The sequence below is a fragment of the Rheinheimera pacifica genome (assembly GCF_024809855.1).
Classification (GTDB): Bacteria; Pseudomonadota; Gammaproteobacteria; order Enterobacterales; family Alteromonadaceae; genus Alishewanella; species Alishewanella pacifica_A.
Genome location: NZ_JANUEM010000003.1, coordinates 265500 through 285691, shown reverse-complemented (window position 1 = coordinate 285691; position 20192 = coordinate 265500). Strand labels below are relative to the sequence as shown.

The following is a 20192-nucleotide window of genomic DNA, read 5'->3' as shown; positions in this document are numbered from 1 at the left end:
AATAACAAGAATAAGAATCAGGACCCATGCCATGAAGTCAACTGCGAATGTTGCTGCTATTTATCCGTTGTCCCCTACACAAGCCGGACTGTTGTTCTATTTGCTGAATGCCGACAGCAACGATCTGAGTTACCGTGAGCAACTCAGATTTACCATTGATAAAACCATCTGCCTGTCTCAGCTGAAAAAAGCCTGGCAGCATGTTATCAGCCGCCATCCGGCACTCAGATCCATTTACAGCTGGCAGGACAAATCCCAGCCGTTTCAGATTGTCCTCAAAGATGCATCCCTGCATTGGGCAGAGCATGACTTAAGCCATCTGGATAAAGAAGACAGCCGGCAAAGCATCAAAGAACTGGCGCTACGTGCACGCCAGCTCAAACTCCAGCTGGAACAACGGCCACCGCTACAGATGGATTATTTTAAACTGGCAGATGGCAGCGCCGAGCTTATTTTCAGCTTTACCCATCTGCAACTTGATGGCTGGTCAATGGCGCTGATCAGCAATGAAGTTGAAGCTATTCTGCACCAGCTGTTAACTAACGAACCGGTAGTGTTACCACCGGCCGGTGAATACAAAGACTATGTTAAATGGTTACTCAGCCGCGATAAGGCAGTATCGTTGCAATACTGGCAACAGCTGTTAAGCGACAGTGAGCCAACCACTCCGTTGCATCTGCAACATCAGAGCAATCAGCGGGTTGCCAGCCACGAGCAGAATATTTACCGCCATCAAATCAGCACTGAACTCAGCCAGCAAATTCAACAGTTCTGCCGCCAGCATGGTATTACGCTGAACGTGTTTATGCTGAGTGTGTTCGGTTACCTGAATAATCTGGCCGCCAACCAGACACAAAGCATTATCGGGGCGGTAGTATCCGGCCGACCGGCAGAAGTTGAAGGTATCGAGCGCACGGCCGGTTTCTTCAGCAGTGCTTTACCTGCCTATATTAAAACACAGCCGGAACTGACCTTTATCAACTGGCTGAAACAACAGCAACAACAGTTGGTAGAAGGCTGGGAGCATGGTTTTGTCTCATTGGAACAAATTAAAACCAGTATCAAGCTGCCGGTAACAGACCCGTTATTCTCTACCTTATTTATATTCCAGAATTTCCCGAAAAAACTGATTACCGGACAAACCGAACAACAGCCGTTAATGCAGCAACAGCAAGGTGCCGAGCAAAGCCATTATCCGCTGACATTATATATCGGCGCCAAAGACAGCATCGCTATCTGGGCCAGTTTTGACAGCAAGCATTACTGCCAGCATGAAGTTCAGCTATTGCTGAATAACTACCAGGAACTGATGTCACTGTGCCTGACCCAGGCAACAGAACCCCTGTCCAGGCTGAATTTATTAAGCCCCGAACGACGCCAGCAGTTGGATCTGATTGCCCGCGGCCCGCACAAGCCACAGCTAATGCAGGCCAATTTGGCAGTGCATTTACAAAAGCTGCATACCGCGGCAGATCGGATTGCTATCGTAGATGGCAACCGTCAGTTCAGTTATCAGCAACTGGCCGGGCATGTTGAAACACTGCGCCAGCAACTGACCGCTCAGGGTATTGGTCCGGGCCAACGTGTGGCGTTGCGGTTATCCCGTTCAGCGGAATTTATTCTGGCCAGCCTGGCTTGTTTACAGGCCGGTGCCAGCTATGTACCGATTGATCCGGCCATGCCACAGGAGCGGCAGCAATTTATCCTGCAGGATGCCGCTGTCGCATTGCTGATCAGTGACAGCCAGACAGAGGCAGATCAACTGCCAGTCTGGTTAAGTGCAACTCTGCTGAGTAGCCCACCCGCAGCGCAACCCGGTGCAGACAACGTATTTGATAACCAGCTTGAAGCTTATGTGATCTATACCTCCGGCTCTACCGGTAACCCCAAAGGGGTTGCAGTGTCACGCGGTGCACTGTGCCATTATGCGTTGTCCGCTGCCCGGTACTATCAGCTCAGTGCAGCCGATCATGCACTGCAATTTGCATCCGTCAGCTTTGATACGGCTATTGAAGAAATTTATCCCACTTTATTCAGCCATGCCTGCCTGATCCTGCGAGACGATAACGTGCTGGGCTCTGCGGCCAGTTTCAACCAGTTTTTACAGCAGCAGCAAATCTCCATACTTAACCTGCCTACCGCATACTGGATGCATCTGGTAACCATGCTGGAAGAGGAACAAATAGCACTGAGCCCGCTGATTAAAAGCGTTATTATCGGCGGCGAAGAAGCCCTGCCCGGCGTACTTAAAAAATGGCAGCATTATTGCCGGCAGTATCAGCTGCGGCCTGCTTTGTATAACACCTACGGCCCGACCGAAACCACCGTTATTACCAGCCGTACCGAGCTGAGCCAGTATCCGGCCGGCACTATGGCTTTGCCTATCGGCCAGGCCATTGATAACAGTGCACTGTATATCGTTAATGAGCATTTACAGTTACTCAGCCCGGGTTGTATCGGTGAAATAGCCATTAGCGGCCCCGGGCTGGCACTGGGCTACCTGAATCAGCCCGGCCTGACTGCAGAAAAATTCGTCCGCCTGCCAACAGCAGAGCTGGCGTACCTCAGTGGTGATCTGGGCTATTACCAGGACGGCCAGCTGTTTTATCTGGGCCGTAAAGATTTCCAGGTAAAAATCCGCGGTTACCGGGTAGAACTGGGGGAAATTGAACAGGCGTTGTCTACGCACCCTGATATCAGTGAATGTGTGGTGACAAGTTTTTCACGGCCGGATAACAGCAGACAACTGGCAGCGTACTATGTAGCAGCAGTACCGGTGTCACATCTGCAGATCCGGCAATTTCTGGCCGAATTGTTGCCCGACTATATGCTGCCGGCAGCATCGGTACAACTGAGCAGCCTGCCTAAAACCCTGACCGGTAAATATGACCGCAAGCAATTGCCTGCACCACAGGCCGAACCTGTGCAGATCAGCTGCTTTACCGATCCCTATCAGGATTTACTGGCCCAGATCTGGCTGAAGTTACTTGGAGATCAACCGCTGACAACCGACAGCCACTTTTTCCGCCTTGGCGGCCATTCTATTCTGGTTACCAAGCTGATTGCCGAAGTACGCAACAATCTGCAACTGAACCTGAGTTTTACCGAAGTTTTCCAGCAGCCGGAACTGGGTAAGCTGGCTGCATTACTGCAACAAAAACAAGCGCAGGAACAGCAGGTATTTACACTGCCGGCTATCAAACCCTACCTGCACCAGCGTGATATTCCATTGTCCTTTCAGCAGGAGCGAGTCTGGTTCTTACAGCAACTGCAACCCGAAAATACCGCGTATAATTTCCAGCTCAGTTTCTGGCTGAAAGGTCCGCTACAAGTTGATTTGCTGGCACAAAGCCTGACAGAAATCGTTGCCAGGCAGCAGCTGTGGTATACCAGTTTCCATCAGCAGGATGGCATTCCCTATCAGCGTATTGAGCAACCGTTCGAAGTGGAGCTGCAACTTGAATCTCTGCTGCACTTAAATGAGCAGGATAAGAAAGTCCATGCCCAGCACTTGCTTGAAGAACTGAGCCAGACTGCTTTTAACGTCAATGAACTGCCGCTGATCAGATGGAAACTGCTGCAACTGGATACAGACCTCTATCAGTTGATCCAGGTTGAACACCATCTGGTGCATGATGGCTGGTCAGTCGGCTTGTTCCTGAAAGAACTGCAACACATTTATCAGGCCAAACTGGCAGGCACAGCTCATGTATTACCCTCGCTCAGCATCAGTTATGCCGATTTCTGCCTGTGGCAACGTGAAGTATTAAGCGGCCCCTATTTCAGCCAGATGGAACAGTACTGGCTGAAACAGCTGGCTAATTGCCCTACCCAACTTGCTCTGCCATACGATTATAACCGGCCTGCCGTGCCCAGCTTCCGTGGCGATTCGGAAATGTTCCATCTGCCGGACGGGTTATACAGCCAGTTACGCCAGTTCGGTAAACAACAAGGCTACACGCTGTATATGACGATGCTGGCGGCCTATTACGTGATGCTGTCGCGTTACTCGCAGCAAACCGATATCTGCGTCGGTGCCGGTGCTGCATCCCGTAGCCTGCCTGAACTGCAGCCGATTATCGGTATGATGGTTAACAGCATAGTGCTGCGCACCGATCTCAGCGGCAACCCCAGCTTCCTGCAGTTACTGGACAGAGTCAAAACCACTTGTCTGGGCGGTTATTCACATCAGGATATGCCATTTGAACATCTGGTGAAGAAACTCTGCCCCAGCCGAACCGGCCATGCCAACCCGCTGTTTCAGACCATGTTCAGCTTCCATGATGCCGAAGTGCCTGAACTTAACTTTGGCGGGCTGGAAGTTTTCGCTCAGGTGAAAACCAATAAATCGGCCAAGCTGGATCTGAATATAATCGTCGCCCCCCAGGCAGAACAACGGGTGGGTAAAGTAAGCGAACGTCCGGCCTATGCCGTTATTACCTGGGAATACAGCACAGAACTGTTCAGCCGCAAAACCATTCTGGATATGATCGATACGTATCTGCAACTGCTGGACAGCCTGACCAGACAGCCGGAATTACCGATCAACCAGCTGTGTGCTGTCAGTGCTGAATCCATACAGGAGCAGCTGTTCACACTGAATGATAGCGCCCGGGCATTACCTGCCGGTTCCGTACCAGGGTTATTTGACCAGCAGGCAGCACAGCAGCCGCAACAGCTGGCGGTAATTTGCCCACAGGCAGGTGAAATCAGCTACCTGCAGCTACAGCAACGCTCGCTGCAACTGGCCAGTTACTTACAACAGCATCAGGTTATGCCGGGGCAGATTGTCGGCCTGGCGCTGCCGGCTGGCATGCAATTGTATGCGGCAATGCTGGCCTGTCTGCGGCTGGGTGCCAGCTATATGCCACTGGATTTAAATGCCGGTGAACACCGTCTCAATGCAATGTATACCGATTTGCAGCTGCAAAGCAGCCCGCTGATCCTGTCGCAGCAGCAACAGCTGCCGGGCTGTCCGGCCGCCATTACTGTGCTGCCGTTACCGGCACAGACATCAGAAACCATACCCTGCTTTGACCATTCCACCGCACAGCAACAGGCGTATGTACTTTATACTTCCGGCACCACAGGGCGGCCGAAAGGCGTTTGCGTACCACAGCAGGCCATTATCCGTCTGGTTAAAAACAGCAACTTCCTGACAATTACGGCACAAGACCGTCTGCTGCAACATTCTTCGGTTTATTTTGACGCCTCCGTGCTGGAAATATGGGGAGCCTTACTAAACGGCGCCTGCCTGGTCGTACCGGCAGAAGCCAAACTGACGCTGGAAACACTGGAACACAGCCTGCAACAGCACAGCATCAGTATCCTGTGGCTGACCGCCGGTTTATTCCATACTTTCGCCGACTATATCGCGGGCCGTCCATTACATAAACTGCACACCATACTGGCCGGCGGCGATGTGATCTCGGCGGAAAAAGTGCACACCATGCTGCAGCAATATCCGCAACTGACGTTGATCAACGGTTATGGCCCAACCGAAAACACGACCTTTTCATACTGCTACCGGATGCAGGCCGACACCCTGGCGCAATGGCAGCAACTGCCTGCTGTGCCGCTGGGATATGCCATCAGCAACAGCCGTGGTTATATTCTGGATCAGCAGCAACAGCTACTGCCTTATGGCGCCACGGGCGAACTCTATCTGGCAGGCGATGGTCTGGCGACAGGGTATTTAGGGCTTAGCGGACCTACGGCCGACAGCTTTATCGAACTGACACTGGGCGAAGGTGAGTTTAAGCGGACAGAGCGTTTATACCGTACCGGCGATTTAGTGCGCTACAGTAAAGATGGTCTGCTGTGCTTTGCCGGCCGGCGTGACAACCAGATTAAGATCCGTGGTTTTAGGGTTGAAGTACTGGAAATAGAAGAAATTCTGCGCCAGCACCCGCAGGTTCGTCAGGCCGCAGTGGTGGTTGATGATGATCCGTTACTGGGGAAAACCTTATTCGCTTTCGTCAGTACCGCCGGTGATATCGACAGTGCGCAGCTGATGGCCTATTGCCGGCAAAAATTACAGCCGTTCCAGCAACCGGCCAGCATCAGCCTGTTAGCACAATTACCGTTAACCGCTGTTGGTAAAATTGACAAAACAGCCTTACTGGATCTGCGCAGCACCGAGCTGCCAGCCAGTGAAGCCGAATTGCCAGCGACAGAAACCGAACAACGTCTGGAACAGATCTGGTGCCAGGTACTGGGTAAAACCAATATCACCGTGCAGCAGAACTTTTTCAGTCTGGGCGGTCACTCGTTGGTAGCAGTAAAAGTAATCGCCGATATTCATCAGCAATTTGGCGTGCGCCTGAGCTTACTGGATTTCTTCCAGCAGCCTACTATTGCCGCTCTGGCAATATTAATAGAGCAGCAACCACAAAGTGCACCGCCTGCTACAACGCAGATAAACCCGGCAACAGCGGCAGTGTCAGTTGCCGATGAACTGGATAACTTATCTGACGACGAGCTTGACGCTATGTTATCTGCACTGTCGGAGCAGAACTGAATATGACGGCTTCTCTAACACGGGCAGAAAAACTGCAAAAATTGGCGCAGGCCAAACAGCAGTTGGGCAACCTGCTGCCATTATCGGCTGCCCAGCAGCGGTTCTGGTTTATCGAACAACTGGATACCGCCAGTGGCCTGAACAATATTTTTAAAGCCCAGTTCATTACAGAGCCGCTTGACATCAGCTTACTGCAACAGGCACTGCACGCAATAACCCAGCGCCATCCGGCGCTGGGCAGCCGTTTTATCAACACCCGCAACGGCCCCAGGCAATACACAGTGCCTGCCCCTGCCACGCTGATAAAACTGATGGAAGTGGCAACACTAAACGAAGCCAAAACACTGGCCAGTACCGATGCCAGACAAGGTTTTGCCTTATCATCACAGTTGCCGTTCCGTTGCACGCTATACCAGTTACCACAACAGCAATACCTGCTAACGCTGTGTATTCACCATATCGTGGCAGATGGCTATGCATTAAACCTGATCCTGTCAGAACTGCACAGCCTGTACCGCCAGTTGCAGGGACAACCGCTGCCACAGCTGCCTTTGCCCGCAATAGATATGCAGCAATATCTGCAACAGCAGCAACTGACAACAACGCTGCAGTCAGAACAATTCTGGCAGAGCACTCTGCAGCACTGCGAATACCAGCTACAGTTAAGCCGCCATACCGACAGCGCTGATAACACCGGCGACTATTATTACTTCAGCTTACCGGCCGATTTATCCGAGCAAGTAAGCCAGTATTGTCAGCAACAGCACATCACGCCTTTTAATTTGCTGCTGGCCTGCTTTAATATCCTGCTGCATAAGCTCAGCGGCCAGCGCAATTTTATTGTCGCCACACCGGTGCTGAACCGCGATCAGCCCCAGCTGAAGCACTTCGTGGCTGCTGTTGCCAATACCTTATTGCTGCCGGCAGCCATTGACAGCAACATGGCTGCCGGACAATACGTACAACAGTTACGCCAGCAGTTTTATCAATGCCTGGCCCATCAGCAACTGGGTTACTCACAGATCCTTGAACTGTTACAACCGGAACGCGACATAAACCGCAATCCGCTGTTTCAGGTGATGTTTTCTTATAACGCGTTGCAAGATGCCATAGCCGCCTCTGCAGACAACTGGCAAAGCTGTGCCATCCAGCGCCACTATGCCAAACTCGATCTGACCCTGGAACTGACCTGCCAGCAAGGCGGCTATCACGGCTATTTTGAATATAACAAAGCCTTATTCAGCGAGCAGGACATCAGCCGTTATACCGATTTCTTCGCTGAGGTGGTACAGCAGCTGATCCAGCAACCGCAACGTCCGCTGGCGCAACTGGCCCTGTCGTCCTTAACGCAGCAGCAACAGTTACTCAGCTACCCACCGTTGCCTGCAGCAACAGACAAGGATCTGATGGCGGCACTGGCAAAAACAGCTGGCAGTGTACCGCAACAGCATGCCCTGACACTGACAGACAGCGGGCAACAGCTGAGTTACCAGCAGCTATGGCAGCTGGTTCTGCATTACAACGCGCTATTACAACAAAACCAGCAGCAAAGCGGGCTGGCAACCACAAGCGTCATCGCAATCAGTTGTCAGCACAGGTTGCAGGCTATTGTTGCTATGCTGTCAGTACTGGCTGCCGGTGGCTGCTTTGTCATTATTGAACCAGGCATCAGTGCCCAGCGGAAGCAGTTTTTATATCACGACAGCCAGGCCAGCCTGACGCTGACTGACCAACCGGCAACGGATGGCATTCTGATAGAGCTAAACCCAGCCACACTGTTACACAGTGTGCTGGCAGAAACCAAACCAGACCAGCCGGCTTATCTGGTGTATACCTCCGGTACTAGCGGTACCCCGAAAGGGGTTGTTATCAGCCGCCAGGCATTAAGCAACCATGCCAGCAGCATGATGCAGCACTATCAGCTTAGCCAGTGCCGGACCAGTTTACAGAGCTCAGCGTTATCCTTTGACCTGGCGCTGGAAGAAATTTTCCCGCCATTAATTGCCGGTTGTCACCTGCTGCTGCCGGTACAGCAGCAGGCACTGACATTTGCCCGGCTGCAGCAACTTGTTGAACAGTACCAGATTGAACATCTGAGTTTATCTACCGCCTACTGGCACAGCTGGATCAGTACTTTACTGCAGACGCAGCAGCCACTGCCTGCCAGCATCCGTCAGATCATTATCGGTACTGAGCAGTTAACCGGAGCAGCAGTGCAAAGCTGGTTCAGCCTGAGCCGTTCGCAGCAGGTAGCGCTGTTCAATGCCTATGGTCCCAGTGAAGCAACCATCAGTTGCAGCGTGCATCAGGTTGTGCCGCAGGATCAGGCACTGGCTGCAGTGCCTGTCGGCAAAGCCATCTTGCCGAACCGGCTGTATGTACTGGACACTGATTTGATGCCGGTACCGGCACAGGTTACAGCAGAGCTGTATATTGCCGGTGATAACCTGGCGCTGGGCTATCATAACCAGCCTGAACTGACCGCCGGTAAATTTATCCACCACCCGCTTAGCGGTGAACGGCTGTATGCCACCGGAGATCGCGCCTACTACCTCGACGATGGCAATATTTGCTTTGCCGGCCGCAATGATCAGCAGGTAAAGCTGCGCGGCTACCGCATTGAGCTGGAGGGCATCCGCCAGCAAATTCTGCGCTACAGTGCTGTCGCGCAGTGCCATGTTACGGTACTGGAACCGGAACAGCTGGTGGCTTATCTGGTTGCTGCCGGCAACAATCTGGATCCGGCTGCATTACAGCAGTATCTGCAACCGCTGTTACCGGACTATATGCAACCACAGCACTTTATACTGCTCAATGCCCTGCCGCTTACCAACAGGGGCAAGGTTGATACAGCCAGGCTGCCGCGCCCGGAAACAACCGGCAATACCGATGAACAAGCAGCCGGCAATGATTTAATTGAGCATACATTGCTGGAGATCTGGCAACAGTTACTGCCCGGCCGGCAGCTGCAAATGACGCAGAACTTTTTCAGTGCCGGTGGTCATTCACTGCTGGCCCTGTCTATGCTGGCCCGGATTAAAGACAGCTTGCACAGTGATATCAGCCTGCGGCAGTTTTTTGCCCAACCCACTATCCGCGCTCTGGCCCAGCTGGTACGCCAGCATACCGGTAGTCAGCGTACCGTACCGTTACTGCGCCAGCCGGAACAAAGCACCTTTCCGCTGACATCTGCCCAGCAGCAAATGTGGGTATTGCATCAGTTGGACGGCAGCGGCGCTGCCTACAACATGCCTATGCTGCTGCAACTGAACGGCGAGCTGGATAAAGCCAGCCTGCTGCAGGTGTTACGGCAGATCTGCCAGCAGCAGGCGGCATTTTATACCATCTACGCTGAAAACAACGGTACTGTGTTCCAGCGTCTGCATCACACGGCAGAGCTGCAATTCAGCGAACAGGATCTCAGTGCAATGCCACAGACGCTGGCACAGCGCTTTGCCGCAGATGCCAATACCGCTTTTGATCTGACTGCCGCACCGGCTTACCGCTTCATACTGTATAAGCTGGCAGCGCAAAGCCATGCGCTGGGTGTTGTTATGCACCATATAAATGCCGATGGCAGCAGCTTCCAGCTACTGCTGCGTCAGCTGTGTCAGGGCTACCGGAAACTGGTGCAGCAACAGCACTGGCAGGCAGCAAAACCTCAGCTGCAAATGGTAGATCTGGCGCTGTGGCAACAGCATCCCGACTACCGGCAATGGCAGCAACAGCAACTGGATTACTGGCAGCAGCAGTTAAAAGATGTGCCGCAGTTACTGGAGCTGGCAACGGATTTCCCGCGTCCGCCAGTACCGAGTTTCCGTGGTGGCCGCTGCCGTTTTACTATTCCGGCGGACACGCTCGGCGCATTAAAACAGCAGGCAGAGCAGCTTGGCGTCTCGCTTTACATGCTCAGCTTCGCCGTATGTGGCCAGTTACTGCATGAATTTTCCCGCCAGGACGATTTTGTTATCGGCATACCGGTTTCAGGCCGCGACAGCACACAATGCGATGAGCTGATCGGGCTATTGCTGAACACCCTGCCTGTCCGGCTGCAATGGCAGCCGCAGATGACTTGCAAGCAGTTGGTTGCACAAGTCAAACAGCACATTCTGACCGGTTTTGAGCACCAGCAGATCCAGCTGCCACAATTACTGCAGCTACTGAATATTGGGCGCAGTACCAGCCATAATCCGCTGTTCCAGGTGCTGTTCAACTTTAACCACAGCACTGCTGCCGCCGAAAATGAAATTGCGGTTACCGAGCAGCTGTCGCTGGCAATGCCCGACAGTGATAACCACAGCGCACGCTTTGATTTAAATTTCAGTTTAACGTTACAGGGCACCAATTTAAGCGGCTTTATCGAATACAGCACAGACTTATTCCTGCCGGCTTCCGTTGAACTGATGGTAACGCGTCTGCAACAACTGTTCGGCCAGTTTGGCCACGATACGGCCCGACCGTTAGCCGCGCTGGAGCAGGAACAACAGGCTGCCTTTATGACGTTATTGCCACAAAGCAAGCCTGGCAGCACACCGGCCTTTGATAATCTGAGTAGCTGGTTTGCCGCTACTGCCGGCCACTATGCCGATAAACAGGCACTGATTGCTGCAGATCGCCGGCTCAGCTATCAGCAGCTGCAAACCGAAACCGAGGCTCTGGCAGCCAGCCTCTATCAGGCCGGTATCCGCCCCGGTGATTTGGTTGCCGTCTGTGTACCAAGGGACAGTCAGCTGATCATAACCCTGTTGGCTATTTTTCGCTGTCAGGCGGCATATCTGCCACTGGACCCGGATTACCCGCAGGAACGCCTGCAATATATTGTCAGCGATGCAGCGGTACGGGCCATTATCAGTACCGCTGAACTGCAAGCCAGGATGGCATTACAGGGCGCGCCAGTGCTGCTGTTGTCCCAACTGCAACAGACAACAGCAGCAGCGCTGCCACCGTTACAGCATCAGCCACAACAGCTGGCTTACTGCATTTATACTTCAGGCAGCACCGGCCTGCCCAAAGGGGTGGAAATCAGCCAGCACAGTATGCTGAACTTTCTGCATGCGATGGCAACCGAGCCCGGTATCAGTGCAACAGACAAGCTGCTGGCGGTCACCCCGGTGTCTTTCGATATTTCTGTGCTGGAGCTGTTTTTACCGCTGTTACACGGTGCCAGTCTGGTCTTATTGCCAAATCAGCAAAACCGTGATGGCGAAAGCATAGCCCGGCACCTGCATGAACATCAGATCAGCATTATGCAGGCCACACCGGCCGGCTGGCGCCTGCTGCTGGAATCCGGCTGGAGCGGCCAGCCCGGTTTAACCATGCTGATAGGCGGCGAAGCACTGCCCAGAGTACTGGCGCAACGCCTGCTGGATAAGGGCCGGCAACTGTGGAATATGTACGGGCCAACCGAAGCAACCGTATGGGTATCATGCCAGCAAATCACTGCCGCTAACCTTAACCAGATCAGCACCGGCCTGGCGATCAGCAACAACCGGCTGTATGTGATGAATGCCGCAGCAGAACTGGCTGCCATCGGCAGCAAAGGCGAACTGTATATTGCTGGCGACAATCTGGCGCTGGGCTATCGCGGCAAAGTCGAACTGACAGCCGAACGCTTTATCACCAAACAATGGCACAACGGCCGCCAGGAACGGTTGTACCGCACCGGTGATCTGGTAAAACAGCTGGCCGATGGCCGCCTGCTTTATCTGCAGCGGCTGGATGAGCAGGTTAAGTTACATGGCTACCGCATCGAACTGACCGAAATAGAAGCTGTTGCTGAACGCTATGCCGGTATTACCGCCTGCGCCGTTGTACTGTGTCAGGCCGGTAACGGTGAGCCATTACTGGTAGCCTTTTTCACCGCACAGCAAGTACTGGATACAACTGCCCTGACCGCACATGCCACAGCCTGGCTGCCATCCTATATGGTGCCCACGCTATGGCAGCAACTGGATGCCCTGCCCACCACACCCAGCGGTAAGGTAGACAAAAAACAACTGCGCCAGCGCGAACTTACCGAACAGCAACCACAGCAGGATCTGGCAACCGCCACCGAGCAACAACTGGCAAACCTGTGGCAGCAACTGCTGGGTATTAACGTCGGCAACCGTCACAGTAACTTTTTCCGCCTTGGCGGCAATTCGGTACTGGCAATGAAACTGCTGGCGCTGATCCGCCGCCAGTTTGGCGAGCATCTGCCACTGGCACTGGGCGACTTATTTGCCTATCAGCAGTTGGATCAGCTGGCAAACCGGCTGGATGAACTGCAATTGCAGACCGTAGATGAAGATGAACTATTGGCCCTGATGGCTGAGATAACCGGATAAGTACAAAAATAATGGATATCCATATGGACATAGAAGAAAAGCTAAACGCACTGTCCCCCGAACAGAGAGCGCTGTTGATGCAACGGCTGGCACAGCGGCAAAGTGCTACGCCCGCAGCAGCATTACTGCTACCAAAAGCAGACAGTGCTGAACATTACCCGCTGTCGCACGAACAGCAGCGGATCTGGTTTATGTCACAGTTCGATCCGGCCAGCCCGGAATACAATATTCCGATGGTCTACGCCGTACATGGCGTACTGGATACAGCCCGGCTGACCGAAGCCGTGATCCAGACCCTCAGTTTTCATCCGATCCTGCGCAGCCAGTACCGTGAAATTGATGGCACCGCCCGGCAGAATATTCTCAGCCTGGCCGACTTTATCAGCAATAAACGCCACACCATCCTGCCTGTAGTTGACTTCACCGAACGCGGAGAAGAGCAAGCCAGAAGTGACGCACTGCGCGAAATCAAAGAAGATTGCCACACGCCGTTCGATTTACAGCATGATGGCGTATTCCGCAGCCGGCTGTTTCTGCTGAGCAAACAGCAGTACCTGTGGTATATCAATGTGCATCATATTGCCTTTGATGCCTGGTCACATTCCCTGCTGATCCAGCAAATTTTTCAGTGCTACTATCAGCTCGGCGATAAGCAGCCAGTCAGTGCTATTACTGAATACAGCTATATTGATTATGCCTGCTGGCAGCGCTCTCCCGCTCAGGAGAAACAACTGCTGAATAAGCTGGCTTACTGGAAAGACAAGCTGGCTGACGTACCACCGCTGGAACTGTACACCGACAGGCCAAGGCCATCTGAACGCACCTATAACGGCAATTCGGTAGCGGTTAACATCGCTCCGGCCATCAGTAGCAAACTGCGTCAGCTGTGCCACAGCACCGGCGCCACACCTTTTACCCTGATGCTGGCGGTACTGCGGATCCTGTTGCATAAATACAGCCGGCAGGATGACTTTGCCATTGGCACCCTGATCGCCAACCGCAGCCGTACAGAGCTGGAAAATGTGATTGGTTTCTTTACCAATACGCTGGCATTTCGCACCGATGTCGATCCGCAGCTCAGCTTCCTGCAACAACTGGAACAGGAAAAAACCACCGTCTTTAATGCGTTTGCCAATCAGGATATTTCGTTTGAAAAACTGGTAGAAGAACTGAACCCGCCACGGGATATGAGCAGGGCCGCTATTTTTCAGGTAATGCTGATCCTGAACAATACGCAAACCCCGGCGGCAGCCGAACAGCATGCTACCGCCCCTGTCAACCGGGCACTGCAATTGCAGCCGCTGACCACCGAGAACCAGACCGCCAAGTATGATCTGACCTTTTACTTCAATGACACCGGTGAACTGAGCGGCTTTATTGAATACAACACAGACTTATTTAACCGCGACACCATCAGCCGGATGGCCGAACACCTGACCCTGCTGTTGCAACACTTACTTGCCCAGCCACAACAAAAACTGGCCAGTGTCAGCCTGCTCAGCGAACAGGAAAAGCAGCAGATCCTGCAGCACTGGAGCCGGGGCGATACACTGCCTGCCAGTTCCTGTACGCTGGACCAAATGGTACAACGCCAGGCGGCAGCAACCCCGGAACTGGCGGCAATCGTCAGCCGTGACACCAGCTTAACTTACCGGCAGTTGGATCTGCTCAGCACTACACTGGCACAGCAGCTGCAAGCCAGCGGCGTTGGCAGGGGCAGCTATGTTGCCATTGCCACAGAGCGCAATGCCGCGATGATTGTTGCCATGCTTGGTACCCTGAAAGCCGGTGCCGCTTATATTCCGGTTGACCTCAGTTACCCGCAGGACCGGGTGCAGTATATGTTTGACACAGCCAATATCGCTGCTGTCATTAGCCAACCGGCTCTCAGCACCAACTTACCTGCCGGTAACTGGCCGGTATTGCAACTGAGCAGCGACGGCAACACCCTGCAACAAAGCAGCCTGCCTGTGACAGCACTGACAGCTCAGGCGCAACCGGCGGATCAGGCCTATGTTATTTTCACCTCCGGCTCCACCGGCCTGCCCAAAGGGGTCATGATCAGCCACCAGACGGTAGTGAACTTCCTGCAGGCCATGAGCCGGGCACCGGGAGTAAAACAAGGTGAAACACTGCTGGCTGTAACCACTATCAGCTTTGATATAGCCGTGCTGGAGATTTTCCTGCCGCTGATTAACGGCGGCACCGTAGTGCTGGCGGATAAAGAACAGTTGCAGGATGCCAATTGCATTTTACAACTGATGCAACAGCATAATATCAGTGTTATGCAGGCTACGCCTTCGATGTGGCGCATGCTGCTGGATATGGGCTGGCAAGGTAAACGCGACATGCGTATTCTCTGCGGTGGTGAAGCCCTGCCGCCGGAACTGGCGGAAACCCTGCTGCTGCGCTCATCTTCATTCTGGAACCTGTATGGCCCGACCGAAGCTACAGTCTGGTGCAGCCGGCATCGCATTGAAAGCGGTGATGGCGAAAACGGTGCTGTCACTATCGGCAAACCGATTGAAAACACCCGGATGTATCTGCTGGATGATCAAATGCAGCCGGTTCCGGTTGGTGTACCGGGTGAGATTTATATTGGCGGTAACTGTCTGGCCGAAGGCTATATGGCCAGAGCCGATCTGACCGCAGAAGCTTTTGTCACCGATCCGCTCAGCGGCACCGGTATGTTGTACCGTACCCGGGATCTGGCACGTTATAACAGCGCCGGTAATATTATTTTTCTGGGCCGGGCGGATTCCCAGGTAAAAGTTCGCGGTTTCCGTATTGAGCTGGGTGAAATTGATACCACACTGAACAAACATCCCCAGGTACAGCAGGCGGTGTCAGTGGTACATGAGCTCAAGCCCGGTGACAAACGCATTGTTTGCTATTTTGAAGCCAGCGAAAGTGCGCTGGAACATGATAAGCTGCGGCTCTACCTGAAAAAACACATCCCGGAATATATGGTGCCGGCCATTTTTATCCAGCTGGATAAACTGCCGCTGACGCCAAACGGTAAAATCAACCGCCGCGGTTTGCCCAAACCATCAGCCGACCTAATCCAGAGTGGCGTACCCTATGTCGCACCGGCTAATGATATAGAAGCCGCACTGTGCCAGTTGTATCAGCAAATTCTGCGTACAGAACGTGTCGGCAGCGATGATGACTTTTTCAGTCTGGGTGGCGACTCCCTGCTGGTGATCCAGCTGGTGTCAAAAGCCAAGCTATGTAATATCAGCCTGACAGCACGGCAGGTTTTCCAGCATAAAACCCCGCGCCTGCTGGCACAGGCGTCGCTGACGACGCAAATACTGCGCCAGCTTACCCCGGTTGAAGGGCCGGTTAGTATGACGCCGGCACAACGCCATTTCCTCAGCTTACAGCATACCAATCCGCATTTTCATACGCTTGGTGTCTATCTGGAGCCGCGGGATAATGATTTTGATCTCAGCGCAGTTGAACGGGCCCTGCAGCATGTACTGACACGCCATGACAGCCTGCGTATGCGGCTGCCTGATGCTGACTCAGCCCGGCCATCGCTGCTGTGTGACGGTCCGCCGGCCAGCTTCACGCTGCGGCAGGTTAAGCTGAAAGCCGATGATCAGGCCGATTATGAGCGCCAGTTGGGGCGGCGCATCTATCACAGTGTGACCTCCCTGGATTTACAACAGGGCCCGTTATTTCAGGCCTGTTTATACCGTTGTGATCTGGAGCTGAAACCCACGCTGTTCCTGTTTGGTCATTTTATGCTGGCCGATATCGGTTCCTGGCACATTATTATTGACGATTTTGAAACCTGCTACCGCCAGTTCAGCCGCAACGAACCGCTGCAATTGCCGGAGAAAGGTACCTCCTTCAAGCAATGGGTGGAAAAACTGTCTGCCTGGGGCCACAGCGATGAAATGAAAAAGCAGCGACCATACTGGCTGCTGCCTGAACGTAAATATGCCGCCGAACTGACAAAAGACTTCCCTGACGGGCAAAACCTGATGTCCAGTTCGCAAAGCGTTTATGTACAGCTGGATCAACAACAAACCACGGTACTGCTTGACGAAGTACCGAAAATTACCGGTGCCAAAATTGATGCCATCCTGCTTACCAGCATCGTTTATGCCTTCAGGCAGAGCTGTAAATCGAACAGCCTGATGATTGACCTGCTCGGGCATGGTAAAGAAGCTTTATTTGATGATGTGGATTTATCCCGCACTGTCGGCTGGTTTAATACCATTTACCCGGCGTTCCTCGATTATGGCAACAATACTAACCCGGTCGCTGCGATTAAAGCGATCAACGAGCAACTGCGGGCCATTCCCAATGGCGGTATCGGTTATGGCGTGCTGCGCTACCTGAATCAGGATCAGGAGCTGATCGAGCACTTTAGCCACACGCCGGAACCTCAGGTGTTCTTTAACTATTTTGGTCATGATAACCAGGCAGATTTACGCGTACTGCGTAAAGTTGACGGTTTTGGTGGCTATGGTCTGGATCACCAGACCAAACGTTTACGCCCGCTGGCCGTGGGGGTTTACATCAAGGAAGGTGCTATGGCCATCCGCTGGGAGTTTAGCAATGCCATTTATCAGGTCGACCGGATTGAACGGCTTGCTGCAGACTGCCAGCAATGTATATTAGAAATACTGAACAATTACAACAAATTATAAAAGGACACTTCCAATGCTACTGCAATTTAAGGGCGCCAGCGATGGCATGAAAAAATACCAGCTGATGTGGACAGGTCAGTTATTCTCTATTCTGGGGTCAGGCTTAACCAGCTTTGCCCTGGGGCTGTGGATCCTGAAACAAACCGACTCAGTCACTTCCTTCACCATGATCGCCGTTCTTGCCGGCTTACCGGCAGTAATACTGGCCCCCTGGATAGGTGCCATCGTTGACCGCTATGACCGCAAGAAGATCCTGATTATCAGCGACACTATTTCAGCTCTTGTTACGCTCTATATCACTATCCAGTACATGAACGACAATTTAGTGTTCTGGCATATTTACGTCTGTGTGCTGATCAGCTCCGTTGCGACAGCCTTCCAGGCTCCCGCCAATATCGCGGCCATTACCTCACTGGTAGAACGTAAAGACTATGGCCGGGTATCCGGTCTGATGCAATTTGCCGATTCCAGCAGCATGATTATCGCGCCTTTAGCAGCCGGTGCCTTACTGGCCTTTACTGACCTGACCACCATCCTGTTGATCGACCTTGGCACCTACGTTATTGCCATGACCACACTGATACTGGTCAAAATACCGAAAGCCAAAGCCTTTAAAGGTGATAAAAAAGGCTCATCCATGTGGCAGGAATTCAAACTGGGCTGGGCATACCTGTTTAAACACAAGGATCTGGTCTATCTGCTGGTGTTTTTTTGCATGGTCAATTTCGCCGTCAGTATGGGGACCATCTCTGTTCTGCCTATGCTGCATTTCTTTGCCAGCGAGTCACAGATCGGTATGGTGTTGTCAGTCGGTGGTATCGGTATGTTGTTGGGCTCACTGTGCCTGGCTTCCACCGGCGGCCCGCAGAAAAAGATCAACGGTATTTTAGGTAGTGGCTTTTTAATGGGTTTCTGCCTGCTATTACTGGGCATTTACCCGTCAGTCTGGCTGATTATGCTGGGGCTGTTCAGCTTTAAATTCCTGTTGCCGATGATTAACGGCTGCAGCCAGGCCATCTGGCAAAGCCGTATTCCCCAGGGTGTACAGGGCCGGGTATTTGCATTACGCCGTATGTTCGCCCAGTTCACTATTCCTCTGGGTGACTTTCTTGCCGGCCCGCTGGCAGATTTCGTGTTTGAACCGATCATGCGCGGCAACAACATCATCACCGGTACCGTGGGCCAGATAATCGGCACCGGGCCAGGCCGGGGTATCGCACTGATGTTAATCTGTTTGTCGGTTTTACCTATGCTGTTTGCCTTGTGGGGTTTCAGTAATAAACAGATCCGTAATATCAGCGAAGAACCAGATCCGGAACATGATGCAACCGAAAACAAAGAGCAGGCTGGTACAACAGCTGCGGCAAGCAGTTAACCGTGGCTGTCCAACTTAACACTTACAGGAGTCCTGTATGGACGTGGTGAAGCAAAAATCTGCACATGCCAACTATAAACGCAAAGCCATACTGCTGTTTTGCATCGTGCTGGTGGTTATTGTTGCCATATTGCTGATGGGTAAAGAATCCCACCGGCAGGTTAACCGTAACCAGCTGGTATTAAGCACAGTAAAACAAGGTGATCTGCGCGTGCAGGTGCAAGGCTATGGTGTACTGAGATCGCACCGGCAAAAACTGCTGACCTCACTCACCCCGGCAACGGTGGAAGAAATTATCCTGCGCCCCGGTGCCCAGGTTACACCTGACAGCATTATTATGAAGCTGAACAATCCGGAACTACACGAAGAAGCAGAACGCGCCAGAATGCAGCTAAGTCAGGAGGCAGCTAACCTGCGCCGGCAGGAACTGAATAATCAGCGCGAGCTGCTGGCAGAGGAGTCCAACCTGGCGGAAATGACGGCAAAGTTCAATATGGTTAAGTTACGCCGGGAGGCCGAGCAGGAGCTGGTTGATAAAGGCGTAGTATCCAGACTGACCTACAAAACCACCGTACTGGAACAGGAACAGCTGTATGAAAGCCTAAGGATCCAACAAAACCGCATAGCACAGCTAAAACTGGTTAATCAGGAGGCGCTGAATATTCAACGGGAGCAAATCAATCAGGCGGAAGCACTGTACCTAACAGTGAAAAACCGGGTTGATGCACTGTCAGTTAAAGCCGGTATCAACGGCATACTGCAGCGGCTGCCGATAGAACTTGGCCAAAGCATTGCTGCCGGGCAGGAGCTGGCACTGGTTGGCAGCGAACAGGATCTGCTGGCGCTGATCCGTGTACCTCAGGCGCAGGCCGAAAAAATTCAGTTAGGCCAGACTGCCGAAGTGACCACCCGCCGAGAGCTGATCCCCGGCAAAGTCAGCCGTATTACGCCTGAAGTGCAGGAAGGTACTGTCACGGTAGAGATTCAGTTCACGGCAGCACAATTACCGGCGTCAGCACGGCCGGAACTGAATGTTGATGCTGTTATTTACACCGCCGAGCTGAAAAACACGCTGTACATAGAACGGCCAGTGAATGTAAGGGTAAACTCCAACAACAATCTGTACAAACTCGATCCTACGCGACAAATGGCAGAATACTCTGCAGTCCGCTACGGCGAAGATGCCGGAAAATATATTCAACTGCTTGAAGGTGCCACTGTTAATGACACCTTCATCGTATCAGACATGACAAACTTTACTGATAGCAAACGCATAAGTATTACAAACTAAATGAAAGGGAAACGGT

At 52.7% G+C, this 20192-nt stretch carries 5 protein-coding genes; all 5 read left to right on the top strand.

Annotated elements, in window-relative coordinates; translation table 11 throughout:
• The first annotated feature begins 31 nt into the window (after positions 1-31).
• The 5 genes from M2404_RS06575 to M2404_RS06555 are packed head-to-tail and all read left to right on the top strand — an operon-like array spanning position 32 to position 20176.
• On the top strand, positions 32-6520 hold the full coding sequence (locus M2404_RS06575) for a non-ribosomal peptide synthetase (protein WP_259238934.1): 6489 nt from the start codon (positions 32-34) through the stop codon (positions 6518-6520).
• A gap of 2 nt (positions 6521-6522) precedes the next feature.
• On the top strand, positions 6523-12846 hold the full coding sequence (locus M2404_RS06570) for a non-ribosomal peptide synthetase (RefSeq protein ID WP_259238933.1): 6324 nt from the start codon (positions 6523-6525) through the stop codon (positions 12844-12846).
• Positions 12847-12869: 23 nt separating this feature from the next.
• Positions 12870-17510 (top strand): non-ribosomal peptide synthetase, encoded by a 4641-nt coding sequence (locus tag M2404_RS06565; RefSeq protein WP_259238932.1) that lies wholly within the window; start codon positions 12870-12872, stop codon positions 17508-17510.
• A gap of 13 nt (positions 17511-17523) precedes the next feature.
• Positions 17524-18885 (top strand): MFS transporter, encoded by a 1362-nt coding sequence (locus M2404_RS06560; RefSeq protein ID WP_259238931.1) that lies wholly within the window; start codon positions 17524-17526, stop codon positions 18883-18885.
• 37 nt (positions 18886-18922) lie between these two features.
• Positions 18923-20176, top strand: coding sequence for an HlyD family secretion protein (locus M2404_RS06555; protein WP_259238930.1), 1254 nt, complete (start codon positions 18923-18925; stop codon positions 20174-20176).
• The last annotated feature ends 16 nt before the right edge of the window (positions 20177-20192 follow it).